General features: G+C 58.8%; 30 protein-coding genes and 5 pseudogenes. 14 read left to right on the forward strand and 21 right to left on the reverse strand.

Translation table 11 applies throughout. The annotated features are described in order from the left end of the window. Positions 1–4 precede the first annotated feature (4 nt). The 3 genes and pseudogenes from IHQ72_RS08055 to IHQ72_RS08065 all read left to right on the forward strand — a co-directional run bounded on the left by IHQ72_RS08055 (position 5) and on the right by IHQ72_RS08065 (position 1,603). Positions 5–532 (forward strand): P-loop nucleotide/nucleoside kinase family protein, encoded by a 528-nt coding sequence (locus tag IHQ72_RS08055; RefSeq protein WP_258121942.1) that lies wholly within the window; start codon positions 5–7, stop codon positions 530–532. Between the two features lie 248 nt (positions 533–780). Further along, positions 781–1,050 (forward strand): DUF982 domain-containing protein, encoded by a 270-nt coding sequence (locus IHQ72_RS08060; protein ID WP_258123775.1) that lies wholly within the window; start codon positions 781–783, stop codon positions 1,048–1,050. After that, positions 1,013–1,603 (forward strand): annotated as a pseudogene (locus IHQ72_RS08065) (SOS response-associated peptidase). The gene IHQ72_RS08060 and the pseudogene IHQ72_RS08065 overlap by 38 nt, the downstream one beginning before the upstream one ends. Before the next feature lies 1 nt (position 1,604). On the opposite strand, the gene IHQ72_RS08070 reads toward IHQ72_RS08065, so the two are convergent. Further along, positions 1,605–1,754, reverse strand: a complete 150-nt coding sequence (locus IHQ72_RS08070; RefSeq protein ID WP_258121943.1) for a hypothetical protein — start codon at positions 1,752–1,754, stop codon at positions 1,605–1,607. A gap of 231 nt (positions 1,755–1,985) precedes the next feature. Then, positions 1,986–2,453 (reverse strand): hypothetical protein, encoded by a 468-nt coding sequence (locus tag IHQ72_RS08075; protein WP_258121944.1) that lies wholly within the window; start codon positions 2,451–2,453, stop codon positions 1,986–1,988. Between the two features lie 337 nt (positions 2,454–2,790). Here IHQ72_RS08075 and IHQ72_RS08080 point away from each other — a divergent pair, with 337 nt between their 5' ends. After that, positions 2,791–3,360 carry a hypothetical protein gene (locus tag IHQ72_RS08080; protein WP_258121945.1) on the forward strand — a complete coding sequence of 190 codons (570 nt, stop codon included), beginning with the start codon at positions 2,791–2,793 and terminating at the stop codon, positions 3,358–3,360. Between the two features lie 945 nt (positions 3,361–4,305). Here IHQ72_RS08080 and IHQ72_RS08085 read toward each other — a convergent pair. Genes IHQ72_RS08085 through IHQ72_RS08100 form a run of 4 tightly spaced genes read right to left on the reverse strand, consistent with a single transcriptional unit; the run spans position 4,306 to position 6,004 of the window. Continuing rightward, positions 4,306–5,001, reverse strand: coding sequence for a tyrosine-type recombinase/integrase (locus IHQ72_RS08085; protein WP_258121946.1), 696 nt, complete (start codon positions 4,999–5,001; stop codon positions 4,306–4,308). Next, positions 4,992–5,438, reverse strand: coding sequence for a hypothetical protein (locus IHQ72_RS08090; RefSeq protein WP_258121947.1), 447 nt, complete (start codon positions 5,436–5,438; stop codon positions 4,992–4,994). The genes IHQ72_RS08085 and IHQ72_RS08090 overlap by 10 nt, the downstream gene beginning before the upstream one ends. Then, positions 5,438–5,689 (reverse strand): helix-turn-helix domain-containing protein, encoded by a 252-nt coding sequence (locus IHQ72_RS08095; protein WP_258121948.1) that lies wholly within the window; start codon positions 5,687–5,689, stop codon positions 5,438–5,440. The genes IHQ72_RS08090 and IHQ72_RS08095 overlap by 1 nt, the downstream gene beginning before the upstream one ends. A 60-nt stretch (positions 5,690–5,749) precedes the next feature. Further along, a complete protein-coding gene (locus tag IHQ72_RS08100; RefSeq protein WP_083918693.1) occupies positions 5,750–6,004 on the reverse strand; it encodes a helix-turn-helix transcriptional regulator in 255 nt (84 codons plus the stop codon). Between the two features lie 398 nt (positions 6,005–6,402). Between IHQ72_RS08100 and IHQ72_RS08105 the strand changes: the two genes are divergently transcribed. Further along, on the forward strand, positions 6,403–6,648 hold the full coding sequence (locus IHQ72_RS08105; RefSeq protein WP_258121949.1) for a hypothetical protein: 246 nt from the start codon (positions 6,403–6,405) through the stop codon (positions 6,646–6,648). A gap of 468 nt (positions 6,649–7,116) precedes the next feature. On the opposite strand, the gene IHQ72_RS08110 is transcribed toward IHQ72_RS08105, so the two are convergent. Next, entirely contained in the window at positions 7,117–7,584 is a 468-nt protein-coding gene (locus IHQ72_RS08110; RefSeq protein ID WP_258121950.1) for a hypothetical protein, read from the reverse strand. A gap of 389 nt (positions 7,585–7,973) precedes the next feature. On the opposite strand from IHQ72_RS08110, the pseudogene IHQ72_RS08115 reads away from it, so the two are divergent. Further along, positions 7,974–8,965: pseudogene (locus tag IHQ72_RS08115) on the forward strand (IS481 family transposase). Here IHQ72_RS08115 and IHQ72_RS08120 read toward each other — a convergent pair. The 7 genes from IHQ72_RS08120 to IHQ72_RS08150 all read right to left on the reverse strand — a co-directional run bounded on the left by IHQ72_RS08120 (position 8,906) and on the right by IHQ72_RS08150 (position 14,894). Further along, positions 8,906–10,039, reverse strand: coding sequence for a B12-binding domain-containing radical SAM protein (locus IHQ72_RS08120; protein WP_258121951.1), 1,134 nt, complete (start codon positions 10,037–10,039; stop codon positions 8,906–8,908). The pseudogene IHQ72_RS08115 and the gene IHQ72_RS08120 sit on opposite strands and share 60 nt — an antisense overlap. Continuing rightward, positions 10,036–10,395: a hypothetical protein gene (locus tag IHQ72_RS08125; RefSeq protein WP_258121952.1), complete on the reverse strand. Its 360-nt coding sequence runs from the start codon at positions 10,393–10,395 to the stop codon at positions 10,036–10,038. The genes IHQ72_RS08120 and IHQ72_RS08125 overlap by 4 nt, the downstream gene beginning before the upstream one ends. Before the next feature lie 70 nt (positions 10,396–10,465). Then, positions 10,466–11,548: an IS630 family transposase gene (locus IHQ72_RS08130; RefSeq protein ID WP_258121953.1), complete on the reverse strand. Its 1,083-nt coding sequence runs from the start codon at positions 11,546–11,548 to the stop codon at positions 10,466–10,468. 327 nt (positions 11,549–11,875) lie between these two features. Next, complete coding sequence (locus IHQ72_RS08135; protein WP_258121954.1) at positions 11,876–12,922, reverse strand: CBASS cGAMP-activated phospholipase; 1,047 nt, start codon at positions 12,920–12,922, stop codon at positions 11,876–11,878. Further along, positions 12,923–13,396 carry a type II CBASS E2 protein gene (locus IHQ72_RS08140; protein WP_258121955.1) on the reverse strand — a complete coding sequence of 158 codons (474 nt, stop codon included), beginning with the start codon at positions 13,394–13,396 and terminating at the stop codon, positions 12,923–12,925. Beyond that, a complete protein-coding gene (locus IHQ72_RS08145) occupies positions 13,393–14,652 on the reverse strand; it encodes a nucleotidyltransferase domain-containing protein (RefSeq protein ID WP_258121956.1) in 1,260 nt (419 codons plus the stop codon). Before IHQ72_RS08145 ends, IHQ72_RS08140 begins: the two co-directional genes overlap by 4 nt. Before the next feature lie 20 nt (positions 14,653–14,672). Next, on the reverse strand, positions 14,673–14,894 hold the full coding sequence (locus tag IHQ72_RS08150; protein WP_441338644.1) for a DUF2188 domain-containing protein: 222 nt from the start codon (positions 14,892–14,894) through the stop codon (positions 14,673–14,675). A 153-nt stretch (positions 14,895–15,047) separates the two neighbouring features. Between IHQ72_RS08150 and IHQ72_RS08155 the strand changes: the two genes are divergently transcribed. From IHQ72_RS08155 to dgt, 6 genes are all read left to right on the forward strand, one after another. Further along, complete coding sequence (locus IHQ72_RS08155) at positions 15,048–15,371, forward strand: helix-turn-helix domain-containing protein (protein ID WP_258121958.1); 324 nt, start codon at positions 15,048–15,050, stop codon at positions 15,369–15,371. Beyond that, positions 15,368–16,267 carry an ImmA/IrrE family metallo-endopeptidase gene (locus IHQ72_RS08160; RefSeq protein WP_258121959.1) on the forward strand — a complete coding sequence of 300 codons (900 nt, stop codon included), beginning with the start codon at positions 15,368–15,370 and terminating at the stop codon, positions 16,265–16,267. The genes IHQ72_RS08155 and IHQ72_RS08160 overlap by 4 nt, the downstream gene beginning before the upstream one ends. 64 nt (positions 16,268–16,331) lie before the next feature. Beyond that, positions 16,332–16,586, forward strand: coding sequence for a ribbon-helix-helix protein, CopG family (locus IHQ72_RS08165; protein WP_258121960.1), 255 nt, complete (start codon positions 16,332–16,334; stop codon positions 16,584–16,586). Next, positions 16,583–16,786, forward strand: a complete 204-nt coding sequence (locus IHQ72_RS08170) for a hypothetical protein (protein ID WP_258121961.1) — start codon at positions 16,583–16,585, stop codon at positions 16,784–16,786. Before IHQ72_RS08165 ends, IHQ72_RS08170 begins: the two co-directional genes overlap by 4 nt. A 68-nt stretch (positions 16,787–16,854) precedes the next feature. Further along, positions 16,855–18,021 carry an IS110 family RNA-guided transposase gene (locus IHQ72_RS08175; RefSeq protein WP_441338650.1) on the forward strand — a complete coding sequence of 389 codons (1,167 nt, stop codon included), beginning with the start codon at positions 16,855–16,857 and terminating at the stop codon, positions 18,019–18,021. A 671-nt stretch (positions 18,022–18,692) separates the two neighbouring features. Next, entirely contained in the window at positions 18,693–20,036 is a 1,344-nt protein-coding gene (gene dgt, locus IHQ72_RS08180) for a dGTP triphosphohydrolase (protein WP_258121962.1), read from the forward strand. A gap of 181 nt (positions 20,037–20,217) precedes the next feature. Here the strand turns inward: dgt and IHQ72_RS08185 are convergent, their stop codons facing one another. The 4 genes and pseudogenes from IHQ72_RS08185 to IHQ72_RS08195 form a co-directional block, all read right to left on the reverse strand. Beyond that, entirely contained in the window at positions 20,218–20,436 is a 219-nt protein-coding gene (locus tag IHQ72_RS08185; protein ID WP_258121963.1) for a hypothetical protein, read from the reverse strand. Between the two features lie 212 nt (positions 20,437–20,648). Beyond that, on the reverse strand, positions 20,649–21,038 hold the full coding sequence (locus IHQ72_RS08190) for a hypothetical protein (RefSeq protein WP_258121964.1): 390 nt from the start codon (positions 21,036–21,038) through the stop codon (positions 20,649–20,651). Between the two features lie 45 nt (positions 21,039–21,083). Beyond that, positions 21,084–21,155: pseudogene (locus IHQ72_RS37020) on the reverse strand (hypothetical protein); the annotation flags it as partial. Between the two features lie 205 nt (positions 21,156–21,360). Beyond that, positions 21,361–21,684, reverse strand: a complete 324-nt coding sequence (locus IHQ72_RS08195) for an argonaute/piwi family protein (RefSeq protein WP_258121965.1) — start codon at positions 21,682–21,684, stop codon at positions 21,361–21,363. Positions 21,685–21,805: 121 nt separating this feature from the next. Here IHQ72_RS08195 and IHQ72_RS08200 point away from each other — a divergent pair. Together IHQ72_RS08200 and IHQ72_RS08205 are read left to right on the forward strand one after the other, a co-directional pair. Further along, positions 21,806–22,246 (forward strand): annotated as a pseudogene (locus IHQ72_RS08200) (type IV secretory system conjugative DNA transfer family protein); the annotation flags it as partial. A 140-nt stretch (positions 22,247–22,386) separates the two neighbouring features. Further along, positions 22,387–22,835, forward strand: a pseudogene (locus IHQ72_RS08205) (conjugal transfer protein TrbE); the annotation flags it as partial. Between the two features lie 235 nt (positions 22,836–23,070). On the opposite strand, the gene IHQ72_RS08210 reads toward IHQ72_RS08205, so the two are convergent. From IHQ72_RS08210 to IHQ72_RS08215, 3 genes are all read right to left on the reverse strand, one after another. Further along, complete coding sequence (locus IHQ72_RS08210; RefSeq protein ID WP_258121966.1) at positions 23,071–24,252, reverse strand: tyrosine-type recombinase/integrase; 1,182 nt, start codon at positions 24,250–24,252, stop codon at positions 23,071–23,073. 306 nt (positions 24,253–24,558) lie between these two features. Beyond that, entirely contained in the window at positions 24,559–24,672 is a 114-nt protein-coding gene (locus IHQ72_RS37025) for a DUF1902 domain-containing protein (protein WP_374120337.1), read from the reverse strand. A gap of 111 nt (positions 24,673–24,783) precedes the next feature. Then, complete coding sequence (locus tag IHQ72_RS08215; RefSeq protein ID WP_258121967.1) at positions 24,784–26,043, reverse strand: tyrosine-type recombinase/integrase; 1,260 nt, start codon at positions 26,041–26,043, stop codon at positions 24,784–24,786. Between the last annotated feature and the right edge of the window lie 37 nt (positions 26,044–26,080).

Raw genomic sequence — 26,080 nt, forward strand, 5'->3', positions numbered from 1 at the left:
CAGGTTGACTGATCGGGTAATTGCGCTGGACGGGCATGATGGAGCCGGCAAGACGACCTTGGCGAGACTGCTGGCGGACAGCGTGGGTGCGCAGTATTTGCGTCCTTTCGGCAACTCGCATGGCGCGACGCTGATGCTTGCTTACAATAGCGGCGACAGCGAAGGCGTCTTGAATGCAGGATTGCGCGGCATCGCTGAAGCGCTGGATCGTGCCGCAGGCAGGCCGGTAGTACTGGACCGAGGGTGGCTGACAATCGCTACGCTGGTACCAGCCGATTTCTTTAAGGCCCGCTGGCGGCTCTGGATGCCAACGGCACTGCTCTGGTGCGACCTACCGACGACACTCCGACGCCTGGGCCAGCGCAAAGACGAAAAGCCTGAAGCCGCCGCATGGCATGAAGATTTCCTAGTGCGCTACAAGGATAGGAGGCTTCTTTGCGAGGGGCCAACTATACGAACGGACATGAACGACCTCAATCATTGCCTTGACAAACTCAGGTCGTATTTCGGGGAAATCAGCCGCGGAGGCTAATGCGATATATTAGCCGAGGCGATAACAGGGACGTGGGAGAGGTTGAGGCCGACGCGCGCAGACGCGTCTCGGTTCTTCTGTTCGTTCTAGGCCCGGGAACCTATTGGTTCATCTCGAATTGAGTCGCGTTCGGGCTCGGGAGGATGCGTGCAAGACCAGCGGTTTGAAAAGCCTGTGCATGTGGCGCTCGGCAGGTCGAGGAACACCGTATACACCGTGGACCGAGTGGCCCAGGCAGCGGACATCTGCTGAACCGATGGCCGGCGGTAACCGGCAAACAACATGTCGCTGCCCGCAAAGCCTGCCTTGGCGTGCTCGAAGGCCTGAAAGAAGCCCGCGACGCCCGCAGGGCCTTCGTCGAGGCCGCAAAAGAGGCAGACATCCTCGTGAGCGGGATCCGTTCAGTTGAGCGCCGATCCGCTTTTCATCGTGGCCTCGATTGCCTTACTGTAAACAGGTCGCCCAGGTCCGGAGCCTCCCATGTGCAACGATTACGAACAGCATGTCCTCTGGGCTGAATATTGCCGGATGATGGCGTCACTGGCGCTCAAATCCCCAGCCACCAAACCGAGCTCGATTTGCCACAGGCAGATGACGTCCGCATCAACGACCCGGGCCGATAATGCGTGCCGGAGATGACACGATCGAACTGACATCGATGACGTTCGGATTTCCACCGGCCGGACCAAAAGGCGGGCCAGTGTTCAATTTCCGCTCCGAAGGCCGGCAATTCGGAAATAGCAAACGCTGCCTCGTTCCTGCGTCCGCGTTCTTCGAATTCACCGGCACAAAATACCCGAGGCAAAACATCGGTTCACGCTCCACGGCTCTCCATTCATGGTCGTCGCAGGGCTTTGGCGTGAGGCAGTCGGCAACAAGCCGCCCACCTTCACCATGCTGACGACCGATCCCGGACCGGATGTCGCGCCATATCACAATCGGCAGGTTGTGGTCCTTCAGCCGGAGAATTGGGCGGCCTGGATCAATCTAACAAAGCCTGAGGCCGAGCTGTTGCGGCCTCTTCCGGCCGGATCGCTCTCGGTGGAGACAGTTCGCCCCGAAAGCTCGTGATTTACCTGCGCAGGGTGTCTGGCACGCTGAGCGGACCGAGATCGAGAACCGGCGTGTATTCGCCCGTGCGGCGCCAGACGCCGCGCACCTTTCCACTCTCCCGATCCCGCCTCGGATCGAACATCAGCCCCTCGAAATGATCAAGGAACATCTCTGCTGATGCGGCATCGCTGAAGCAATGGAGCCGATAGGTTTCATATTTGCCACTCGGCCATATCGCCTGCACATGCCGCGTCTGGGTGCTTAAGCCCTCGTTCCTGGCAGAACTTCGCGATCATGGTGAAGTTCCGGTCGGTGCAGAGGTCATCCGGCAGCGCAACCTGGTGTGGCCACTCGCGGTCGATGACCGATGGCGTTGGTGAGCCCCGACTGCGTTTGACCACTATTCGAAATGCATTGACTGGCCGCGCATCATTGCCAACGTCAGCGCGATTGCAGGATTTGCCGGCGGCTTCTCCATATGCAAGGAGCCGTCGAAATCACGCCATGCCGCCATGCGCAATTCATCACCGTCATCGCTGGCCGCGGGGTCGAAAACGTGGGCATCACAAGGATCTCGGTCAATCTCGATTGTCCAGTCCTTGAGCGCCTTGCGAGCCATCTCTTCGAGCTGGGCAAGGAAGAAGGGGATACGGTCTCCATCTTCCGAAAGCGGCTCAACCCGATCCAGCGTCGGCCGCTCGGGGACCCAACCGAGAACGAAGGCGATGTCGAAATCGATCTGGCGGTCCGGACCGGTCGTGATCTCCAGCCGCTTGACGACCTCAGGGTAGAGTTGCTTCCGTTTTGGCCAGGTGTCTGGAATCGCCTCGGCTTGCAGCTTCGTGCGGGGAACGTTGATCAGTTCCATGACCTGATGGTGCGGAACTTTTTCCTCCGGCCAGCCGCACAACATGCCACCGCCGCAGCCTCGTCGGCTTCCATCCAGATTGCCGCAGCTTGGTCCTCGTCCTCGGTTGGCTGGTCGTCTTCCGGAAAGCCTTTGATATCCCACCCTTCCAACGCGAACAGCCCTTCCGCGCCTTGCAAAGCCGTAATGCCGTCCGCGCGAAGACAGCTTCGGCCGCAGCGATACCGCGTGCCAGTTCTTCGGGCGCCGCACCTTCAATGTTTAAGCGAAGTTCCATGGTTCGCCTCCTATGGCCTATCTCTGCTAATGTGAACAAAATGAGAACAAAGAGTCAAGCGTGCCCTTGACGGGAGAGGAATATGTTCTTTATTTCAGTGTGACCTGGAGCAGCAAGGATCATGGCTCGGCGTCAATCGCGCTGGCCGGCGAAGCTATGGAAAAAACAGAGGAAGACAATTTTCGGATCTTGGTCTGGGATCGCGAGGAGCAGGCTTTGTCAGAAAGCATTTCGCGTTCTCCCGATTCAACGGTGAGTCAGGCGGCTTGGCAGGCCGCCATCCGACGCCGTCCAGGCATGATGCTGATCCACTACAACAGTCGACATGTGATGGAGAAAATCCTGACACCAGGCGAGGTGAAGATCCCACCGCAGACCATCATCGAAGGCAGCGTTCACGCCGGCCTCGATGTGGCGCTCGGCGATCTTCGCGAGTGGCATGTGTTGCGGGGGCTTGGTGCAGATCCTGTTCGCACCATGCAACGGTTAAGCCAACCGGCCTCATTAAACGCTATGGCAAAGGCGCTCTGTTCAGTTCAGTCGAGCGCGCGCTTTTTTGCACGAGTTGTGACAGGGGCGGGCCTGTCAGGCTGGAAATTCACAAGCTGCCACGCAATTGAGGGGAGTTGAAGGGATGCCAAACTTCATCAGATTCTTCCAAACCAACTCGGCGCTGGTGCTCTAGCCGACCCAAGGATGTAGCTGCGGCCACGCTCCTCTATCCGCCAAGTAATTAGTCTCCGCTCTATTGGCGCAATCGGCCGAATTTTGACTACTCGACAGAGAAGGGGGAATGCTCTGAAAAAGGCGAGGGGGAATCATGGGCTTTCTTACAGATGGAGAAGCTGGGTCCTTACGATTGGCAAGAATGAGCCTGCGCATCGTCGGAGGTGACGATGATTTCGAACCACAGCCCGAACTCCCTGTCGATCATGACGATTTTTTTGCTCCAGTTTCTTCGGGAAATTGCATCTGACGGGGTCTACCGCTTCGCCGACATCTCCACGACCCGAAGCACGATCGAGACAATCGCGACCCGAAAGGTTGGTTTCCAAGAGGGGGCACAAGCGCTGGCCGCAGATTCTGCAGGTTGCATCGGGGGGTGTGAAAGATGGAGCGTTTTTCGTCTTCGAACTCGGCGTCGAGGACACTGACGTGAATATCTATGCTCTCGTAAAATATGACTACAGTCAGGCGCTTGAGATCGTCCATAAGCAAGGCGCGACAGGACTTCGAAGGATCGTAGAGGCCTTTGTCAGCAATAAGTCCGCTATCCAAAAGTCGGCGTTGGTCCGCACTCGCAGGGGAGTCGCCGAACCTCGCCTATCGACTCGCGACCGGATGGGTTCGCCCTGCACCTGTCCTTACGGAATTTTTCCGCGACTATCTGCAGGTCACCAGGGCCCACCATAACCATTAATTTTATTGCGAAAAATCGGCTTTTGCCCACGCTTTGCCCACGGCACGCACGGCGAGGAAGAAAGCGACGAAAGCCGCTTTCATAAATCGCTTCGAGGTTCTGGCTCACCGCACGACCCGCAAAGTCGCCGCCGCTTCATCTGATCGCGCTTTTCCTCACGCCGGTTGATCGCCATCGCAATGTCGACTGCAATTCTTTTTTTTGTTAGCCTCGCGTACGTAATCGTCCGTCACCGTCATGGAAGAATGTCCCATCGCTTCCATTATAGCGCGTGCCTGGATGTTGCATTCGGCGAGGTAGGTGCCGAACGTGCGGCGCAGGCCATGCAGCGTATAGCCGTCAGGAATGTCAGCCTGCCGGGCCCAATGCTGCATCATGCCTGTCAGGCTCTTCTCTGAAAACGGGTTGCCATAGCCGTTCTTCAAGACGGTTCCACCCTTCGAGCGGTCAAGTGGGTCTAGCGCTGCCGCCAGCTTGTCCACCACGGGAATGAACATCTCCCTCCCGCCATGGCGGTTACGATTCTTCTTCTGTCGGAAGGCAAACGCCTCGATCAATGCCAAGGAACCATCGAACAATTCGATCTCTTCAGTCACCAGATCATCCCATTCAAGGTCAGCGATGTCCCCTCGTCGGTTGCCGAGCCAGAAACCCAGCGCGTAGCAGGTCCGAGCGGGTGTACCGATCGGATGTCTCTCTTCATACTTTTCTCGGATCGCAATTGGCCAAGCGGGGTTCTTGGTCGATTTTGGTATGCGCACGCGGATTGACAACGATGGATCATCCTGCGGCTTTATCCATTTCTCGACTTCGATAGCCACCCAGAGGAGCTTTTTGACGGCTACCAGCATGTGTTTGGCGACGGTGCGGTTTGTCTTAAAGATACCTTCGATGATCGTGCGAAGCCTGTCGGATCCATGTACTCAACCGGCACATCGCGCCATGTCAGCACATGTTCGGGGTCGACAGGCATATTCAGGAAACGCTCTATCAAGTTGCTGTTCTTGGCTTGGGTAGCCGGATCGAAGTCAGCCCACTCCATCGTGGTTTCAAGTCGCCGTGCTGCGTGCCCGAACGAACGCGACAGGACACGTCCCGGCATGTCAATGATTTCCGATTTGCCTATGCAACCTTCGACGGCACGTCGGTAGCAGGCTTCAAACGCTTCGTCGCCCGGCTGTCCGGGCAAGGCGATCTGCCGAGCATGGCGATTTGCACGAAAGCGCCAGTACTCCTTGCCGTTGACGACGCGGGAAGAAGCCCCAGGGTAGTCAGGATGTTTAGCCATCAAACGCTCTTTCGAGGCTTCTGCTGGAGTTGCCTACCACCATGCACCTTCTCATGAATCGGATCATGCGAAACGGCCTTGCTTTCCATGGCAACGCGCAGGAGCACCGGGTAAGGGAACCCTCTGCCTTGCTCGATGCCTTCAAAGGTGCGCTTCGGTATTCCCAGCACCTTGGCCGCGGCTTCAGCAGTGAGCCCTTCCTTGCCCCGCCAGGCTTTGATTTCTTGGGCCAGTTTCTCATTCTCGTTCATGTCATGCCTATCGCAGGCAATCTCCATACTACGCCTGCGGCATATACGCAACGAGCGTATTTATCTTCTTCTTTCTCTGTCCCGCTTGCTTCTTTCCAGTAGTTCTTGAAGACCGCTACCTTTATCCGGCAACGAGGTGAAAGCTATGTCGAGGGCCACACGATCCCAAACAGCGCGGCTGTTGATGCGCTTGGGCTTCGGCATGCGCCCATCGGCAACCATTTCATCAAAAAGCGTTGTTCCGACACCGATGTAGCGAGCTGCTTCCTCACGAGTTAGACCTCGTGGGGGATATGAGATTGCATCACTCTTCACGGGCGCTGTCTCGCCTCTGAGGTGCCTAGCGTATTGGTGTCGAGCCACAAAACCGCATCCTCCTTGCCGTTCCCAGCGAGTGATCGTGCCGACTTAGAAGGAGAGGGCCTTAAGCGGAAGCGGTCTGACTAAGTTCGTTCGGCGTAAACTGGCGGCAACGTGTGAACGGGTGGATCACGGCAGGAGAGCTATCGGCGTACGGCTCCGCAATGCATTACTCCCCCCGCCTTCGCCGCCTCAACGGCGCGGGCGCGAACATTCCACAGGCTTATGAGGTCCTAGCGACATTCGCCCGCAAGAGGGCTTGGTCCAAGCCCCACACATTTGCGGAGCTTGTCGCGCAGCTGCCGGAACCCCCGCTCTTGCTCGAGGACGACCGCAGCCAGTGAGCGGAGATAATGTACCTCGCGGCAGTCAGGATCGATGCCGGCAAGTTCGGGCCATTGGCGCTGCTCGCTTACGAATCGATGCGCTCGCCTGATCCTTTCGACCGGCGGCGCTGGGCTGACACGCTTCTGCTGCTGGACAGGTATGAGGAGGCCGAGCGACTCCTTGCCGCTATCGACGACAAACCTAGCCGCAGCTTCGTCGCGCATAGCCTGTCTCGAGCGGTGCTGGGGTTGGGCCGGCAGAAGAAGCCTTAACGCTGTCCACGAGGCCATCGAAGGCGCCGTTTGAAAGAACACGACATTCCGTTGCAGTTTCCTGATCCAGCGGATCAAGACGAAGCTTGCGCTGGGACAAGATCCCTTCGGCGACATCGACGAGGCTTTACGCCTTGCTGAAAATGATCGCCAGCACGAGGAGCTTGATGTGCTGCGAAAACGCGCGAGTGGCGATACCTAGTCCTATTGCAGAACTCGCAGCCAAACAGGCGACTTCAACCCCTCAAGCCTTAACACGGCTGAACGGACGACCGCTCGGGTTGAGCCGCTTTCACGTTGAGCGACTGGAAGGCGGCGCATTGCATTAACGGCTCCACTGGGGACGTGGAACCGCTCTTCGTCAGACCTCAAGCAGCGCTCGATCCCGCATTCGTCCTTCGCGATCGAGGAAGAAACGGATGGCCGATATTTAACGCGGTTTCAGGGTTCGCTTTTGCGCCGCACGGTTTAGAGCTGTGCAGCTATCGAAGCATCGGTACCAACAATCGCTTGCGAAAGCTCGCGCGCATACTCCGCGCGGCGGATTTTCGGCTGCCGCAACGCGTAAGAGGGATGATGGAAAAAATAGACCGGGGTATTGGGTGATCGTTCAGCAGCGAGAGCTGCGAATGCGCGTTTGGCTTCCGTACCAAACGCAACGATCGCTGCTAGCGTATCGTCTCTCCAGAGCCAATGGTCACGCAGCCATGGCAACAGTTCCGCCCATGTCGGATTTCGCTCTACGCCATTCTGTCCAAATACTGGGCCGGGTATGATGTTGTCGCGCGCGATGGCAATTTCGGCTAGCGGCAAATCTTTCAACAAAGAGGCTAGGAAACTGCCCGAGCGGGATGTGGGAGCGAGCGGTGCATGCAAGCCGCCATCGGCGGTCTTTTTGGCGCACAGTCCGAGAAACAGTATCTTCTGTTCGATCATCTCGCATTTTGTAAGGCCATAATGGTGTATAAGTTCTTTCGAACCTGGTCCACAGAAACTTCTCCGAACTGAATCCCAGTCGAGAAATTGAACTCGTCGCGGCCCGCAACGGCTTGGACTCCGGGTGGCTCGGGTGAGCTATAGGCCAGCATTGCAGACGGCGAATAACCTGCGCGAAGGAGGCGGAGCCAGTCCGGGGTGCCAGGATAAGGTCTGTATTCAAAGGCACTACACCGAAAACGCCCTGAGAGGCCCTCTGTTACCGACCAAAGGGTTTCGATCAAATCCAATGTTGCGCGATGTTCTTCGCGGGTTTCGGTGGGCAAGCCTAGGTGTTTGATCCCGGGCTTTGATGGGGCATCCTTATCTTCCGAATCAAAGGATGCGCTATGGGCCAAGTTCTGCATGGGAGCGCCACAACGACAGAGGCGGTCCGTCGAGCGATACAACATAGTCAAGAGAGCCTGAGGACGCTGGCCAAGCGCTACGGGATCAACCAGAAGACGGTTGCGAAGTGGAAGGGGCGAGCTTCGGTCTCCGATCTACCAACTGGTCCGAAGGAACCGAGATCGACGGTGCTCTCGATTGAGGAGGAGGCGGTCATTGTCGCTTTCCGCCGCTACACGCTGCTGCCGCTCGACGACTGCCTCTATGCGCTTCAAGCGACCATCCCGCAGCTGACGCGGTCTTCATTGCATCGCTGCCTGCAACGCCATGGCATCGGCCGGCTCCCGGATGTCGAGGGCGACAAACCGGCGAAGAGGAAATTCAAGAGCTACCCGATCGGCTACTTCCACATCGACATTGCCGAGGTCAGGACCGAGCAGGGCAAGCTGCACATGTTCGTCGCCATCGACCGCACCTCGAAGTTCGCCTTCGTCGAGTTGCACGAGAAGGCCCCACAGCCGTATCAAGAGACTTTCTACTGCGGTTGATCGCGGCCGTGCCCTACAAGATCCATACCGTGCTTACCGACAATGGCATCCAGTTCACGACCCCCGGTGCCGGTGGCTCGGCGGTGCCGTTGATCAAGGAGGCAATCGCCAATGGCGAGATCTTCCGCGCTCACGCCTTCGAATACGCCTGCGCCAGGAACGACATCGAGCACCGCACGACCAAGGCCAGGCATCCGTGGACCAACGGCCAGGTCGAGAGAATGAACCGGACTATCAAGGACGCTACCGTCAAGCGCTTCTACTACGAGAGCCACGACCAACTCCGCACCCATCTCGCCGACTTCGTCGCCGCCTACAACTTCGCCCGCAGGCTCAAGACCCTCAAGGGTCTCACACCCTACGAGTTCATCTGCAAGGCGTGGGCGTCACAACCGGAACGCTTCAAACTCAATCCGCTCCAGCAAATGCCGGGACCAAACACCTAGGATGAAATAGCCCTTCACCGAAATGCCGGCGCTGCAGAGGCGAGTGACCACTCGGATGATCTGCGCGACGGAAATTTTCTTGTCGATGTGCTTGAGCAGTCGGTCGCTGCCAGCCTCTATACCGAGAGCAACCTCGCGGCAACCGGACGCCACCATAAGATCAATAGTGTCGTTCGGAACCTTGTCGAGGACGTTGATCCGGCCCGTCGCGTCCCAACGAAGCGGGAGATTGGCTTGGACAAAGGCGTCGAGCGTCCTGACAATGATTTTGGAGTTGGCGAGAAAGAGGTCGTCGACAAATCGTATGCGGGTAACGCCGTATCGATCGCGTATCGTGGCCATCTCGGCGATAAGATTGTCTGGGCTTCGCATGCGGATGCTCACATCAGGATTCGCGCTTACTGCGGCGCCGCAGAACGAGCAATCAAAGGGGCATCCCCGTGAAGCGACCATGGCTGATTCCAGTTCGCCGGCGTCCGGGTAAGGGTCTTGCGCCAGATACTTGCGATCCAGAAACGGCATAGCATCGATGTCCGGTGCCAGGAGGGCCTTGTCACCGCGCATCTGGGGCATGGTGAGTCCGCCACCGTTCCGCCAGCCGATTGAGGGCAGGCTGCTGCGCGACTCGATATCGGCCAAGAGAAGCGGCACCCGGGTTTCCGCTTCGCCGACAACAAGTGCGTCGATACGGGGAATGCCATGATCCTCCAGGATTTCCCGGGGCATTGCTTTTGCCTGATGACCGCCTAACATCACAGAAATGCCTGGATCCAACCCGGCTAGGATTGTGCGGCTATGGCCGTACGTCGGTGCAAGCAGGTTGAATCCCGCCCAGCGGGGTTGCGCGTCGTTGACGATGCCGACCGTCTCAGACAGACTAAGCCCTACCACTTCGCTGTCGAGAAGTCCGACGTTGAAGCCTGTTTCCGCGGCCACGGTTGCGATGTAGCCGAGCCCAAGGGTCGGCAGAGTGAAGTCGTTGACGCGGCGCGTGCGGCCGTAGTCCTTCAACGGCGAATTTACGAGCAGCAGGTCAAGGCGGCCCTCCGCGCCGAGAATGCGCGGATCATTCATGACATTGGCCACAAGCCAGTGATTAGATTCACAGCGTTCATCGCTGTCGCTTCGATGGTTCCTCCGGCATCCAAGGCGATAACGATGTGGCCTTTCGACCGAAGGAACTCCGCACTCTCGGCGAAAAGTGATATTTCTGTTTCGATATCCAATCGGTCCTTAAAGAAATCCGATCGCATGGGTCCGCGTGACAGCCTGCGTTTGGCAAGCTCCATAGCGGTGGTCTCGAGAGCAACTGTTGTAACGCCTTCAAGCAAGGGCGCGTTGCTTGCGTAGACGAAACCCTGGTCAACCCCGGAAATGGGTTGATAAACAAGGCTGGACAGCACGAACCTGTCGAGCAGAAGGTTCTCCATGTTACTTTCGATGAGTTCTGCGCGAGCTGTGGAAAGCGCCAAGCTGAGAGTCAAACCGGGTGTTGCGGAGCTAGTGGATTGATTCCAACGTTTGGAACCCGCGGTTTCGGGCGGCGATGATATCATCGGGGTTGGCTTTCCAGATGAATGGTTGCGGGTTCTCGGCATTGTATTCGCGGATGAAGCGGTTGATGGCGGCCTGAAGATCGACAACGGAATGGAAGACGCCGTGCTTGAGCCTGCGCCGGGTGAGTTTGGCGAAGAAGCCCTCGACGGCGTTGAGCCAGGAGCAGGATGTTGGGGTGAAATGGAAGGTCCAGCGCGGGTGGCGGTCGAGCCAGGCGCGGACCTTGTCTTTTTTGTGCGCGGCGTAATTGTCGAGGATCACATGGATTGCCTTGTCCGCCGGCACCTCGCGCTCGATGCGGTTGAGGAAGCGGATGAATTCCTGATGGCGGTGGCGCTGCATGTTCTGCGCGATGACCGTGCCGTCCAGCACGTTGAGGGCAGCGAAGAGCGTCGTTGTGCCGTGCCGCTTGTAGTCGTGTGTCATCGTGCCGGCGCGGCCCTTCTTCATTGGCAGGCCGGGCTGGGTTCGGTCGAGGGCCTGGATCTGCGACTTCTCGTCGACCGACAGCACCACGGCATGGGCCGGCGGATCGACATACAAGCCAACGATGGTCGTCAGCTTCTCGGCGAAGGCCGGGTCGTTGGAGAGCTTGAAGTGCCGCCAGCGATGCGGGCTGAGACCGTGGGCCTTCCAGATACCCTGCACCGTCGACGCTGCAATGCCGGCGACCTTGGCCATCGCGCGCAGCGTCCAATGGGTCGCCTCATGCGGCGGCGGAGCCTGCGTCAGGCGGACGATCTCGGCGACATGCTTCGGCGGGACCGGCGCCTTTCCAGGCGGACGGGACCGGTCGCGCAGCAGTCCATCGACGCCTTCGTGCATGAACCGCTCCTGCCAGCGCCAGACACAGGTCTTGGACTTGTCGGTCTCGGCCATGATGGCCGAGGTGCCCAGACCATCGCCGCTCAGAAGGACAATACGCGCCCGCCAGACATGCTTCTGCGGGCTTCCAGGGGCCGCGACGATCGCTTGCAAGCGCTGACGATCGCTGGCCGAAACGGTGTAGGAGATGCCATTGCGCATGCATCAAACTCGCACGCCACACCGCAAAACGGAATCCCAACATCGGACTCTTTTGATCCGATCAATCCACTAGCGAGTTTACGTATCAGCGTGTTGAGGGAGGAAGACTCCACATTGCTGAACAGCTTGTACTGCTGTCCTCGATCAGCCAATAGGGAGATGACCTGCGGCAGCAAGCTTGACTTGCCGACACCGCTGGGGCCGTCGAAAGCTACAATCGTGCGACCCATTTCGCTTGCACCCAAGCATGCGTTGCGGAAGAATCAACAGAGAATCACTACTATATACACGCATTATTAATTGAGAAAACTTGAGAAAAATAGAAGATCAGAGCTGGTCGACTTCACTCTGAAGTGGAACTGGCACATACGGATCCGTCGGTGAATGGAGGAACATTTGCTCAACCCGATGCCCTGCCGCTTCAACTAAAACCCTGGCCATCGCGGGAAGTTCGGTTCTTGCCCGGCGGTGGTCGTCGAGGGAAATGGGCGAAGGGGCTTCGGGCGCATCGATTCGCAACACGTTGTCCTTGCCAACCAGAAGATACGCTTGTCCGAGGGCATTCAGTGATTGGGCCCGCATAGAGCCAAAGTAGATGTCGCGCCATTGTAGGATCCCGCCTTTGGACTTGGCAGCGTCGACCGTGAAAGCGGTCTCTCCACAGCCGAGGCTCAGGATCTGGATATTGGCACGGTCGATGTCGAAACACGCCATCGTATCGACAAGGGCGTTCATCGTCGGGTTGTTTGCCCATAGGCCGCCGTCGACCATCGTGTAGCCGTTGTTGGGAAGGGCCTGAAAGAACGTCGGCGCCGCCGCCGTCGCAAGCCCGACCCGGACCATCCGCTCAAACCGGTCCTTTTTGTAATCGGGATGGTGAGGGGTTTTGTACAACCACGGCTCGCCATAGCGCCCCTCAAAGCTTGGGATCACCAGACGGTTGCGGGCCATCCCGAACGGGGCGTCGTCGAAAATGCGCAGCAGCTCGCTTTCGAGGTTATCGCGGTCATACGCATAGCGGCCGATGCGTCGCGCCTTGCGCAACACGCGCTGGACGGCATTGGGCGGCGGAAAAATCAGACCGCCGCGTTCGACATAGATGTCGCGGATCTCGCGCGCCGTTTTGCCGTGCGAAAGACCCAGCGCGACAATGCCGCCGGTCGAGGTGCCGGCAATCATGTCGAAACACGCAGCAATCGATTTGCCGCCAAGGAAGCGTTGCTCGAGCTCGGCGAGAATCGCTGCGGGCAGGATGCCGCAGATGCCGCCACCGTCGATCGACAGGATGCGGAAGGGCCGGTCCTTCGGCCAAGGGAGCTGTGCACGCCGTTTCTGGGCGGTGCCATCGGAGCGGCGAGGGGGGAGGTAGGTCATCTATTCACCTGCCAGGCGCGGCGGTTCGATTTGTTTACCGGTGCCGGTCCACGTTCGCGTGGCGCGCCAGCCTTCATAGGAGGTCAGCCAGTCAATCGTCCACGGCACGGTAGTTTCGGCAACCGACATGAAGGGCGACCATTCATCCGAATCCGGATCGAACATGCATAGCACCACATCGAGCGGGCCGCGGCCGATGTAATAGACGTGCGGCAGCTGGCCTTCCGGATCGCCGCGCCGTGGCCGCAGCGGCGGAGTCAGGATTTTCACCCGCGGCTGCATGCGGCGGTTGTCGAGCTTTTCGATGAGGGAAGGGGCCCGGAACGCGATCTCAACCTGGAAGGTCTGCAGCAGGGGCCGCAACGGCCCCCGCCATGTCGCGGAAGCGCCTTCACGGGTGGCTAGTACCAGCAGCGGCCAACGGTCGGCCATCTCGGCGATCTGGCGCTCGATGGTGTAGGCGGCGGCGGTCAACGCCGTTCCCCCATGTTGGTGTGGGAACTGGCAGCCACCGGCGAGGCAGCGGCGACCGAACTGATAATCGCCGGTGCGGCGGGCACGAACAAGCCGCCTTTGCGGGTGTAACCCTGCTCAAGAGCACGGATCGCATGCCCGGTCCGGTCATTGAAGGTCCGAAGCGTCTTCGAGACAACCCGGTCGCCGAACCGGTTGCGCAGCCAGTCCTGAAGGTCCTCCAACTGCACGTCTCCCTGCTTGATCGCTTGGAGCCCGTCGGCTAGGTCGCGCAGGGCGGCGGCAAATGCGTCCTGCTGCATCTTGTTCTCCGGCCAGCGGTCGGTGAACCGATCCTCATCCCACTCCGGATTGCGGACATCGAGGAGCTGCCCCTGGCGTGATGCCGCCTCGATGGCGCGTGCTGTCCAGCGCGCCTGCCGGATCACCATGTCGGAGAGCAGCATGCCCGGCAGAGCCGCCTTGCCGGCATGACACGACAGCATCACCGACGGCGGGATCCGGCCTGCGGTGGATGCGTAGAGGACATTGCGGAAGCGCTTGATTAACTGCAACGCCACCGTGGCGGTGTTCTTGACGATGAGGGGGGTCTGTGTGGGCACCAGGTGCACGTCGGCATCGGCCATGAATTCGATGCCGTCGGCTTCGTAAAGCCGCTTGTTGTAGGCAAGCGCGAACCGCTCCTCCATCGGCGTCCGCGCGTTGTACCAACGACCGAACGCCCAGGCGTTCATCATCACCGGCTTGTGCAGATGGCGCGGCTCGCTCTGCTTGGCATGGAAAATCACACTCTCACGATCCTTCGCGGTCGCGAGGCGGCGGGACGGGGTCAGGTCAACATGCATGTTGTCGGCGTAGCGCAGTGTTATGCAGCGGCTCTGGCGCTCGACCGCCTGCACTGGGTAGTCGGCGACGGCGCTTTCGAGAAGGTCAAGGACCTCCTCGGGCGACATCTCCTCGGGCACGTCGAGTTCGACCACGACATCAAGATCGTACTCGTCGTCGGTTCCCCGCGTCGAAATCGTGGCGTCGATCGTCATTGAACCCTGCGGGTAGAAGCACAAGACTCGGCCGTAGAGCGGACTTCCGGGGCGCTCGACGTGCTTGCGGATTGCTTCGTAGCGGGCGCCGGTCTTGGCATGCAGGCCTGCGGGCAGCTGGACGCTGATGGCCAGGTCGGCCAGGATTGCGTCCAGGGGATTGAGGAAGGGCTCGGCGGGTCCAAGGACCCCAGGAAATCGTGGCTGATCGTTCATTGCAGGGGTCCTTTTAGGGTTTAGCCTTTCGGCGGATACGGATCGTTGCCGTAGGAGTTGGAGTCACGGATCTGGCCATTCGGGCGGTGAGTGACGACTTCGCTGCGCTGGTTGATGGCGATGTCGCGCGCCGCGCCGATAGCGCCAGCTTGGGTGGAATGTACGGAGGTGGCCCGACTATTTCCGGCGCCGCGAACTGCCCACTGACCGTTGCGAGGTACGACATGTTGATTTTTGCCCATCAAGTGCTCCATTAGTTGACGTGTCGACAATATCGTACAGATAAATCTTACGGACGGTTGCGTCAAGTCCCATATTATGGTGTTGTAGGCTGTGAGCAGACGGCGCGGGCGCGAGAGCGGACGCGCCGCTATGACTCGTGAAAGGACTTGCAGGTGGAATTGGCGGTCAAATTGAAGCAACTGCGAATGCGGAGCGGAAAATCGCTGCAGGAAGTAGCCGACGCCGTAGGGGCATCCAAAGCCCATGTGTGGGATCTTGAGCGAGGTGCGAGCAAGAACCCGTCATTGACGCTCATCAAGAGCCTGGCCGATTTTTATAGGGTGGGTGTTGCCGACCTAGTGGGAGAAAACCCGCAAGCGCCAGAAGAAGATCCTGCATTGGTGGCAATGTACCGCAACCTCACCGAACTCTCGCCGAGCGATCGTGAAACCATCGCGCTACTGATGGAACGCCTGAAAGCCAGTCGGAAATCATGACGGTTAGCCGAATCGATCTAGCCGATGCGGCCACTCCGGAAAAACTTGTTCTGGAGATTCTCAAGAACGAGCCCGGCCTCGCGATTCCGGTGCCGATTGAGACTCTTGCCCGGCAGCTCGACATTGTCGATATCCTCCCGCTTGAAACCGACGGCTATGAGGGCGGACTGATTACGCCCGTCGACAAGTTCAACGGTTCGATCCTGTTCAACCGGGCTAGCCCGCGGAAGCGCCGCCGCTTCACGATCGCCCACGAGCTCGGACATTTCCTCATGCCATCCCACGTCCCGTCGGCCGAGGGACGATTTCTGTGCCGGTTGCAGGATATGCTAGCGTTGAAAGCCAATGAGGCCGACCGCCGTATGAAGATGGAAGTCGAAGCCAACCGCTTCGCGGCGCATATTTTGATGCCAGCGCCGCCTTTCCGAAAGGATGCGGCGGCGAGCAAGGATCCCGATCTTGGCCACTTGGTCCGGCTTGCCAACAAATACGATGTTAGCAAGGAAGCAGCCAGCCGCTCATATGTCCGCTACAGGGAAGAGCCGGTAGCGGTGATGATTACCCATCAAGGTAAGGTTCTTCGTGTGTACGGGGACTACGCCAAGTTCCCGGGTCTTTGGGCTGAACGGGCCCGGCCGGTTTCTCCCTACTCGCTGCTGCGCAGACGAACCCATCAGGAGGGAGTGCCGAGTGACATCGATGAGACCGATGCCGGGGTATGGATCGACGTGCAGCGGGGCAGCAAACCGCCTGCCCTCTACGAGCAGGTGCTGCTCCAGCGTGATGGGTTCGCGATGATCATGCTCTCGATGAACCCTCTCAATGAGGATGAGGAAGATCCGGAAGATGATTTGACCTCGGCCCAGCGCCTCAGGCGAAGACTGGATCGCTGGTAGACCGATTGCCGTCTCGCGTGCGCAGGATTGCTATCAAAGCCGGCAACCGCAGCGCCGATCGCTCGTGTATTACAAAGTTTATCCTTTATTCACCAATGGCGCTTACGCTCTTGATATGAGCAAAAAAGTCATTTCGTTTCGTCTCGCCGAAGACGACTTGGCCATACTCGATAAGACCGCTCGCCGGTTCAATATGAGTCGATCAGAAGCGCTCATCGCTGCCCTTCGTTCGTTCAATAATGATTACGTCAACGAAAACGGCACATTCGTGCGGCGCACTCCTTGGTGGCTTCAGACGCTCGGGGATGAAACCAAGTGACGAAATTGGACGTCAATAGGCTGGTCTTGGTCACTGCGCTGATCTTGCTGGTGCTGATTGCCGCGGGATCTGGGTATCGGCTGGAGATCGGACCCTATGGCTTTACTTTCGAACGGGGCAACAACGCGAACACCGATCCGTCTAGCTTGGCCGATACTCCCGCCCTGCCGTCTCAGCCACAATCACCAGGCACGCTGTAGATGCTATGGGCGGCGGCGAGCGTGTGGCACCCTCGGCGCTGTTGAGCAGCTACCCAAGGAGCGCCCCCATGTCACCATCCTTTGATGCAAGCAAATCCCTTACCACCCTTGATCAAGACAGCACGTTGGTCGCAGTGATTGAGATGAGCCAGACAAAGTGGCTCATTGCTGCGACGGTCCCTGGCTTTGAACGTAACCCTCTCAAGAAGCTCGATGCCGACCCGGATTCGGTGCTCAGGCTGTTGCGCCGCTGGCGCAGCGAAGCCATCCAGGCCGGGCGTGAAGTCCGGCGCATCGTTGTCGCCTATGAGGCTGGACGCGACGGCTTTTGGTTGGCGCGCTGGCTCCAGGCGCGCGCTGTCGAGGCTTATGTCATACATCCATCGAGCGTCGCGGTTTCCCGCGAACATCGGCGTGCCAAGACCGATCGCCTCGATACCGAACTGTTGATGCGCGCCTTTCTTGGCTGGCTGCGGGGCGAGAAGCGCCACTGCAGCATGGCAGCCATCCCAACCATCGATGAGGAGGAGGCCCGCCGTCCGAACCGTGAACGAGACAATCTCGTCCGCGAACGTACACGGATCGTCAACCGCATCAAGGCAATCCTCGCTCGCTTCGGCATTCGCGCCTTCAAACCCAATCTGCGCAAAGCTGCCGAGAAACTGGAGGCCCTGCATACCGCGGAAGGTATGCCCCTACCGGAACGAAGCCGAGCCGAGTTGCGCCGTAATCTCGGACGGCTTCACCTGTTGCGTGAACAAATCCACGAGATCGAACAGGAGCGGTTGCGGCAGCTCTCGGTGGTTCCGGACACGGAGAAGGGTCCGCTCGCAATGGTTCGCCTTCTTGCGCGGATCAGCGGTGTCGGTATCGAGACTGCGGACATGCTGGTGAATGAGATTCTCTCACGCGGCCTGCGTGATCGGAGAGCCGTCGCCCGCTATGCCGGACTTACCGGGGCGCCGGATGAGAGCGGCCAACGCAGGCGCGAGAAAGGTCTTGCGCGGGCCGGCAACGCTCGCGTCCGCTACGGCATGATCCTATTGGCTTGGCGGTTCCTCCAATTCCAAAAGGACAGCGCGCTGGCGCACTGGTTTTGCGCGAGAACGGCCGATGGCCGTGGCGGTACGCGCAAGACAATGATCGTGGCTTTGGCACGCAAGCTGCTGATTGCATTCTGGCGACTTGTCACGACCGGCGAGATCCCGACGGGAGTAGCCCTGCGTCCGGTATAAAGCATGGAGGAGCGTTCGACAGGACGAGCATTGAAGTTTGGCAGCTGCAATAGCGTCTGCCAATAACGATCCGAGGTGGTGGTGATCCCGGTCGCTCACATGGCTTACGACGCCGCGCTGTAGAATGGGCCCACTGCCCGGAGCTTCGCCGCCGATGCGTATGGCTGCATCATGGTTTTTGATCCGCGAGGATCAACCGCATACAAGCTTGCGGCGCGTTTTCGGGCGCCTGATGGCGAGCTCCCCTCGGTTTGCAAGTTGTAGACCTCTACGAACAGGGCACCTGCCGGCCTCAATGTAACGCTGCCGCCGTGCTCGTGACCATCAAGGGCAAGTCGCTTCGCGATGGGCCAGAGGCCCACCCTTGACCGTCACTGCGCGCGGCGCCCCAATGAACCCCGGAGCCAAAGCAGGAACAAATGGGCGCCACGGCTGAACGAGGAACAAGGAGACGGAACGACTGAAAGATCACCTTGACAAAGATTAGCCCATACAAGTGAGCGAGCCAACTAAATGGGGGTGAATCTAAGGCCCCTTTTTCGGGATATCTGGCTCAGTCATCTGCGGAAGTACGCGACCACGGTTCAACTCTAGGTAATTTTTCGAGTGCAGAATATTATGATTTAGGCTCGATGCTGCCGAGCCGAGTTCGGGTAGGGAGGGGAATGCTCATGGATTGGGAGCACTTGCTCAGCAGCGAACGTCTGGGAGACGTTAGTTATCAGGCGAAACCAAATCGCTCCATTTTCGTGCAGGATTACGATCGGATCGTATTCTCTGCGCCGTTCAGGCGGCTTGCAAATAAGACGCAAGTGCAGCCGCTATATGAGCACGATCACGTGCACCACAGACTTATCCACTCCGTTGAGGTTGCGAGCGTAGGCCGCTCGCTGGCGATGGCGATTGGAAACTGGCTCGAGCAGGAGAACGAGATCGAGACCGGCGAGGCGCACAGCCTCGCAAATATCGTGCAGGCGGCATGTGTCGCGCACGACATTGGAAACCCCCCATTCGGTCACTCTGGCGAGGAGGCTATGGGGGATTGGTTTGCCGATCAGTTTTCTCGTTCAAATGAGCTGATAAGCGAGGTCCCGACCGTTAGACAGCTGGCCTTCAAGCACTTTGAAGGGAATGCACAGGGGTTCAGAATCTTGTGCCGGCTGGAGATGTATCGGAACGATGGTGGAATGCGGCTTTCCAAGGCCACGCTGGGGGCGTTCACGAAATATGCTGTCACAGCATGCACGCGTGAGTCCGCAGCATCCGGGATGGCCGCGGGATATGTGGGTCTCAAGAAGTTCGGTATCTTCGATAGTGAACTCGAATCGTTCCGCAGCGCCGCCAGCACTCTGGGTCTGGTGGTCGAGAATCAAGGCGATAAAACGTGGTGGCGACGTCATCCGTTGGTGTTCGTTGTCGAGGCGGCAGACGATATCTGTTATAATATCGTAGACCTTGAGGATGCTTTTACGACTGGCGAGGTGGGGTACGATGTCGTGAGAGATATACTATACGAAGCAGCTGGGAAGCCAAACAGAGATGTTTCCGCATATACCGAGGCCGAAAACATCGCGATGTTGCGTGCTATCAGCATCGGGAAGGCCGTCGAGAGTTGTGTGGAGGCATTCAAAGAAAATTACGCCGCAATCATGGCCGGGAGTTTCTCAGGATCACTTGCAGAAATCTGCAGTATGAAATCATTATTCGAGCGGATGAAGAGGGTCTCCAAAGACGAGGTCTTTACAGCCCGCCGGAAGACCGAGCTAGAAATCTCTGGACGCAAGATCATATGGAATGTGATGACGGGGACATTGCCCGTCTATGAAGATCTCAGGCGATCCGGCTGGAAGGAGGCAGGATTGACGGCCCATTCCTGCCACTTAGTCAGAGCTTTGGGACTTGATCTGAGGAATATAAATACTTCGGAAGACGCGCTTCATGCGCTCGCGGATTTTACGTCAGGCATGACCGATCGTTACGCACTCCGCATTTCGAGGATGCTCTCAGGAACTTGACCAATTGAATGCGCGAAATTCGTCGTTTGCGACCCACCAGGAGACCGGAGCGGCTGATTGCATTTAGCTGCTGGGCGTCGGCCAGCTTCCGGCCCCGAATCGTAAGAAGCGCGTCAGGATTCAGATGCCTTAGAGCCGGGTTTTCGCGGAGACTGACGGTTCCACGGACGCCCAGTCGGTGTTAAGTTTTGCTTATTAGTGGAGCGCCCGAGCGGATCTGAACGATTTGGCCGTGTGTCGGCCGCGCTGCCTGCGATAGGTATATGCGCGAGGTTCGCTCAATACCAACCAGGTCGGTCATTTCCGGGCGCAATATCTCGTTGTCCGGTAACGCTTCGGCATCTTCGAGATCGATCGTGAACACCATCGCAATGCCGTGCATGCGCACGAGCAGGCCCAAGCAGTTTGTCATCTTCGATCATTGGCCCGATCGAAACGGCACGCCGGCCAAAGGCCCCTCATGCGCCTCTTGGATGATCGGCACGCTCAGCGCCATCAGACTGCGCGGTGCCGACGGAGCGAGTTCCGCCACGATCCGTTCTATTGGTGGCTGGTAGTCTCGGAAGCTTTGCTCGGGCGTGCGAAACTCGATCTGCGACGCGTAAAGGCTCGCTAGTCTAGTGTTTTTATCGCCCATAGCTCGAGCGCATGTCCGGAGGCAAGGAAATATCTGCTCTGGCGGGAAAGCGAGCGTCGCTGCGCATGATCGATCGCCGCCTCGATGGCGAGAAAGAACCGGATCGCATGAGCATCGAGTGGCGACAACGCGGAATTATGTCGCCGACAGAGTATCCGCGCGACAAGATTGTCCGGATAATGAGCGACTTCCTCGTGTTGCCAGGGCAATCCGCGTACTCTCAGCTCGGGCCCGTCAATGAGTCCACGCGAGATATAGTGTTCACGGCTCAGGCCACCCCCGCAATCGCGTTCGGCCGCCATATAGCAATTCGTCTGCGCCTCGCCTGATTTTGGTGGACGCGGCACAAGCGATCCGATCGTCATAGCAGGCCGCCCCCCAACCGAGAGGCAACAGGCTCCAAACTCTGCGCCGCTACCGCATGGGCATTGGTCGGTCCGCTTCCACGGAAATCCGTATCCGTTGGTGGGCGGTCTGGCCATTACTGCGCTGTCCTTTCAACGATATTCCAGTTGAGGTCGCACCTTCCGACCCGCACTCGCGACAAGCCGCGCGTGGATGTCCGCCAAAAGGTCTCCGATCAATGCCTTCCACTCGGCGCCGATATCCCGCTCCTCACCGACCATCTCACCATTCACGGCCTGGTCCTGATCGGTGGAAATCCCGTTGGTTACGAGCGTCCTGCGATCACATCAAGAGACGGTAGTCGTAATTTGCCTCCCCGAAATTCTCCATCAAGCGTCCGATGCGAGCGATCTGACCTGACGTTTCAAGTGTGGCAGGTACCTGGGTGTAAAGGTCGAAGCTGTTCCAATTCGTTTTCGACAGGCCGAGAATCTCAGTGGCCAACGTCTGCAGGTCGGTCGAGCCTGCGTGACGGCGGATGCGGAGCGGTGCCGGGATGCGGCGCTTTCCCTGATAACGCCAGTTATTGCGTATCGCCGTCGCACTGCCATGGACCCAAAGCAAGGCTTCTTGGTCGCCGATGGGAATGACGGTGCCGCGAGCCACCGCGAAACCATCGACCTCAAGGCGACCCGGCCGGGCAGACGACCGTTGACGGCAATACATAGCGAGTCATCGCATCCAATCGTAGGTGAGCCGCATTCATGATCAGGCCGGGCCGCAAGATACTAAGGTGGGCAAGGGCGTCAGGCTGGTTGTTCCAACGCTTCTTTCCTGGACCGGCTCAGCCGTCATTCACGACATTAAAGGTGAGGAGTGGCAGTTGACGGCCGGCTGGCGGTCGAAGTTCTCGTACTGCCTCCTGTTCAACCCGACCGATCTGAGATCGGCTCGCTACAATCCGCTGCTGGAAGTCCTCAAAGGTCCAAGCGAGGTCCGCGACGTCCAGAACATCGCCGACATCCTCGTCGACCCCGGGGGGGCGCTGGAACGGCACAACCACTGGGAAAAGACGAGTGATTCCCTCCTGGTCGGCGCCACCCTGCACGTGCTCTACGCCGAAGAAGAAAAGACGCTCGCCCGTGTCGCCACCTTCTTGTCGGACCCACAACGCTCATTTGCCGCGACACTGCAGCGGATGATGACCACCAACCATCTAGCCGCTGCCATAGGCCTTGGCTTACAGCAGTGGATTGCCGGGCTGGTGCTCTGGATCGCCGACCACACGCTCGCGGTCTTCGCAGCTCGCCGCGAGCCTGACTTCGCAAACGTGTTTGTCCGCCACCTTCGCCTGAAGGGTTGGCTCGCATGCTGAATCTTTCAGAATATCACGGCAAAGCCGACCGGCTTGCCGATCATCTGCCTTGGGCCGCACTCGTCGCGCGCGGCATCGTCCTCAACAAGGACGGCAGCTTTCAGCGCACCTTTCGGTTCCGCGGCCCCGATCTCGAAAGCGCGACTGAAGCCGAACTTGTAGGCATGTGCGCGCGGGCAAACAATGCGCTGAGAAGGCTTGGCTCTGGCTAGGCATTGTTCTTTGAGGCCGAGCGCATCGAAGCGCTGGACTATCCGAACTCGCATTTCCCGCCGCGGCCTCATGGCTAGTCGATGAAGAACGGCACGGCGCTTTCGAAGGCAAAGTCGCGCATTACGAGAGCAGCTATCATCTGACCTTGCTGTTCATGCCGTCGCCGGACAGCCAAGCGCGTGCGGAAAGCGCGCTCGTCGACTCGCATCATTCCGAAGGCGAGACAGACTCATACGTTCGTAGGTGAGACGATGGGACTATCGCTCGCGCGCCTCGGCGATCGCGGGAGTTCTACTGGGACGTCCTTTTCTGCCCGACGACGGTGGCGGGATGACCTACGCCCATTTGATCGTCCGGTTGGAGGATTCATCTCGGTGTTTGGTGTGCCGCCGCTGTTGGGTTCAAAGTGGACGGTCGCGATGGTGTATGAACGGCAGGCTTGCCGCGTCGCCCGATCGAGATCACTAGCGCGCTTTGCTCTCGAGTTCATCCAAATAATCTGCCCACCACTGCATCATCTTGACACGCTCTTCCCAATGCTCAGCCCGGGCGTAGGAACGACGAACGTCGTTGTTTTCGATGTGGGCCAGTTGCCGCTCTATGGCATCCGCGTGCCAATTTCCGCATTCGTTTAGCAGAGTTGATGCCGTTGCTCGAAAACCGTGCGCGGTAGCTTCCTCTTTGCCATAGCCCATACGGCGAAGGGCGGCGTTAAGCGTGTTGTCGGAAATCGGACGCGAACCCGATCGAACACTAGGAAACAACAGCGGTCCACCACCAGAGATTTCTCTAAGTGAGGTCAGGACGCTGACCGCCTGCCTGGAAAGAGGTACACGGTGCGGCCTTCGCATCTTCATGCGTCCTTCAGGGATGCTCCACACCGACCTTTCGAAATCGAACTCGTCCCATCCGGCCGCGCGCAGCTCGCCGGGGCGGGGAAACAGCAGGGCCATCAGCTTCAGGGCGGCTCGGGTTGTTGGCTGTCCGTCAAACGCATTGATCGCCCTCAGCAAGCCTCCCAAGGCCTTAGGATCGGTAACTGCGGCACGCGGCGTGACCGTCGGACCGACGAGTGCGCCCCTCAGGGCGATCGTCGGATCTACATCGGCGCGTGCGGTTGCGATTGCATATCGAAACACGCTGCCGATGGTGGAGCGCAGTCGCCTGGCCGACTCGTATCGACCCCGAATCTCCACGCTGCGGAGAGCGGCAAGAATTGTGGCCGGATCGATCTCCCTTATGCTTTTGTCCCCAAATGTTGGATAGGCAAAGTCGAGCAACCATTTGACCTTGGTGATGGTCCGGTCGGCACGTCCCTCCTTCTTCAGCTTGTCAACATAATCCTCCGCGATTGAGCGAAAGGTGTCCTCTGCCGAAGCCTTTTGCGACTTACGCTCCTGTGCGGGGTCGATGCCACGTAGGAGAAGGCGTTTGGCGGTATCGCGCGCCTCGCGCGCCTCAGCGAGGGAGATGAGGGGATAGCTGCCCAACGCCAGAAGCTTCTGCTTGCCCTCAAAACGATAGGCGAGGCGCCATAGCCGAGATCCGGTCGGCTGCACCCAAAGCTGGAGCCCGCCACCGTCAGAAAATTTCACGAGCTTGGAAGCGGGTCGGGCATTTCGGCATTTCACGTCGGACAGCGCCATTTTCGGGACCTCCATTTGGCTGCATCGATACCATCAGGATCTCCAATACCAGCGAAAATACCAGCCCTCCGCCTCGTTGGACCAACCACGCCGAAATTCCACAAAACCCGACCAACCGCGCCTTGCGCACTGAAATGACCAAAGATTTCAGCTAGTTGCCAAGACAGAAGCGTAGAAGCTTCGGCGAAAGAGACTGTCGGGAGAAGAGGGGATGGTGCCCAGAGGCGGATTCGAACCACCGACACGCGGATTTTCAGTCCGCCGTCGATAGTTGAAAACATTGAGCTTTTTGGCCCAATGTCGCGTTTATGTTGCGGTTACTTCGGTAGCGAGACCCGGGATATCGTCGCTGGTGGCGACCCACACGTTGGCCTCTTCGTCCCATTGAGCCGTAACTAGAAACTTCTTGCTCGCGGGCATAGGGGAATCTCTCCAATGTACGTCCCCACGCTGCCCTCTTGGCTTTAAGCGGTCATATGTGGCGTATATTTGGCGGTGGTTTCAATCCCGCCTCGACGATAACAGCGAGCCTTACGCGAGCAGAGCCCGCTCTGCAGCCGCCAATTCTTCTGCATCATCGCCACGCGGGAAGAGGTGGCCGTAGACGTCCATCGTCATCATGATCGAGGAATGGCCGAGCCGTTCCTGAACGACCTTAGGCGGCAGGCCCAGGCCACCATCGGCAACGCGATTGATGCACCAAGAGGCAAAGAAGTGCCGCAGGCAGTGCATCCCAGTATAGCGTGCCTTCACGATCGGCTTCCCTTCATCGTCCCTCTCGCCAGTGTCGACGACCACGCCAGCCGCGACCTGGGCAGGCATGAGCCCGCGGTTGATGATGTTCGCCAGTGATTCCACCTTGCCGAGGCCGTTAGGGAAAACAAGTTCGAGCTGCATGATCGATTCGCCATTATCATCCAGCTTGCCGGTCGATCGCTTGGGACAAACCAACTTCCATTCCCGCAAGGTATTGATGACGATCGGCGAGGCAGGGACGGTTCTTTCCCTTGCCTCTGACTTCGGCTGCCCGATCTCGTTGAAGCGGTCAGCGCGCTGGTGAACCCGGATCGCCCGCTTGTCGAAATCCACGTCGCTCCAGCGCAGCCCACGAAGCTCCGAAGCTCGCAGACCGGTGAATATTGCGGTCAGCAGCAGCGGCCTCCAGCGGCCTTCCACGGCGCCGACAATGGCCTTCACCTCTTCGCGGGTAGGAAGATCGATCCCGACCTTGATCTTGCCCTTCTGGCGCCTCTCTGCCTTGCGCTCCTTGCCCTTCCGGCGCTTGCCTCGCATATCGCGAACGACGTTGCGGGCAGTAAGGCCGCGCTCTTGCGCATCGGCGAGCAGCGAACCCAGGCTGACAAGGATCTTGCGGATCATCGCAGGGGAGCGGGGCTCTCGCCTTGGGTCTTCCGCTGGCAAGTCGCTATTCCCTCTCCTCAGTTGATCCTCAAAGCTTCGGACGGTGGGAATATTCAATTTCGAAAGCTTCTCGGCGCCGATGAACGGGACAATGTGAAGATCGAGGTGCTGCCGATATTGGTTTCGTGTCGAGCGCTCCAGGCCATCGCAAGCCTTTATCCACAAGTCGCCGGCCTTCTTGACTGTCGCGCTGTCGCTGTCGGCAATGTGGGTGCCTTCCCGGATTTCCACGGTGGCGGTGGCTTCGAAGGCATCGGCCTCTTTCTTCCTGGCGAATGTTTTCAGCCGGCGAGCGCCCTTGCCGTCGACGTAATCGACGATCCAGGCCTCGCGCTCGACTGCGGCGCCGACGGCGCCGATGGTCACCATGCTGACTATGACAGGCCAATGCAGGTCAACTGGCTAT

The organism is Mesorhizobium onobrychidis, from assembly GCF_024707545.1.
In the GTDB taxonomy this organism is placed as follows: domain Bacteria; phylum Pseudomonadota; class Alphaproteobacteria; order Rhizobiales; family Rhizobiaceae; genus Mesorhizobium; species Mesorhizobium onobrychidis.

What these genes read in the sequence shown, in the direction of transcription:
- IHQ72_RS37025 (WP_374120337.1), bottom strand. Translation starts at nt 24,672, where the DNA reads ATGCCCGCGAGCAAGAAGTTTCTAGTTACGGCTCAATGGGACGAAGAG.
- IHQ72_RS08110 (WP_258121950.1), bottom strand. Translation starts at nt 7,584, where the DNA reads ATGATCGAACAGAAGATACTGTTTCTCGGACTGTGCGCCAAAAAGACC.
- IHQ72_RS08085 (WP_258121946.1), bottom strand. Translation starts at nt 5,001, where the DNA reads ATGCTGGTAGCCGTCAAAAAGCTCCTCTGGGTGGCTATCGAAGTCGAG.
- IHQ72_RS08210 (WP_258121966.1), bottom strand. Translation starts at nt 24,252, where the DNA reads ATGGCGCTGTCCGACGTGAAATGCCGAAATGCCCGACCCGCTTCCAAG.
- IHQ72_RS08135 (WP_258121954.1), bottom strand. Translation starts at nt 12,922, where the DNA reads ATGACCTACCTCCCCCCTCGCCGCTCCGATGGCACCGCCCAGAAACGG.
- IHQ72_RS08145 (WP_258121956.1), bottom strand. Translation starts at nt 14,652, where the DNA reads ATGAACGATCAGCCACGATTTCCTGGGGTCCTTGGACCCGCCGAGCCC.
- IHQ72_RS08070 (WP_258121943.1), bottom strand. Translation starts at nt 1,754, where the DNA reads ATGTTCCTTGATCATTTCGAGGGGCTGATGTTCGATCCGAGGCGGGAT.
- IHQ72_RS08215 (WP_258121967.1), bottom strand. Translation starts at nt 26,043, where the DNA reads ATGGTGACCATCGGCGCCGTCGGCGCCGCAGTCGAGCGCGAGGCCTGG.
- IHQ72_RS08120 (WP_258121951.1), bottom strand. Translation starts at nt 10,039, where the DNA reads ATGAATGATCCGCGCATTCTCGGCGCGGAGGGCCGCCTTGACCTGCTG.
- IHQ72_RS08075 (WP_258121944.1), bottom strand. Translation starts at nt 2,453, where the DNA reads ATGGAACTGATCAACGTTCCCCGCACGAAGCTGCAAGCCGAGGCGATT.
- IHQ72_RS08090 (WP_258121947.1), bottom strand. Translation starts at nt 5,438, where the DNA reads ATGGCTAAACATCCTGACTACCCTGGGGCTTCTTCCCGCGTCGTCAAC.
- IHQ72_RS08130 (WP_258121953.1), bottom strand. Translation starts at nt 11,548, where the DNA reads ATGCGCAATGGCATCTCCTACACCGTTTCGGCCAGCGATCGTCAGCGC.
- IHQ72_RS08125 (WP_258121952.1), bottom strand. Translation starts at nt 10,395, where the DNA reads ATGGAGAACCTTCTGCTCGACAGGTTCGTGCTGTCCAGCCTTGTTTAT.
- IHQ72_RS08175 (WP_441338650.1), top strand. Translation starts at nt 16,855, where the DNA reads ATGTCACCATCCTTTGATGCAAGCAAATCCCTTACCACCCTTGATCAA.
- IHQ72_RS08105 (WP_258121949.1), top strand. Translation starts at nt 6,403, where the DNA reads ATGTACCTCGCGGCAGTCAGGATCGATGCCGGCAAGTTCGGGCCATTG.
- dgt (WP_258121962.1), top strand. Translation starts at nt 18,693, where the DNA reads ATGGATTGGGAGCACTTGCTCAGCAGCGAACGTCTGGGAGACGTTAGT.
- IHQ72_RS08150 (WP_441338644.1), bottom strand. Translation starts at nt 14,894, where the DNA reads ATGGGCAAAAATCAACATGTCGTACCTCGCAACGGTCAGTGGGCAGTT.
- IHQ72_RS08160 (WP_258121959.1), top strand. Translation starts at nt 15,368, where the DNA reads ATGACGGTTAGCCGAATCGATCTAGCCGATGCGGCCACTCCGGAAAAA.
- IHQ72_RS08190 (WP_258121964.1), bottom strand. Translation starts at nt 21,038, where the DNA reads ATGACGATCGGATCGCTTGTGCCGCGTCCACCAAAATCAGGCGAGGCG.
- IHQ72_RS08095 (WP_258121948.1), bottom strand. Translation starts at nt 5,689, where the DNA reads ATGAACGAGAATGAGAAACTGGCCCAAGAAATCAAAGCCTGGCGGGGC.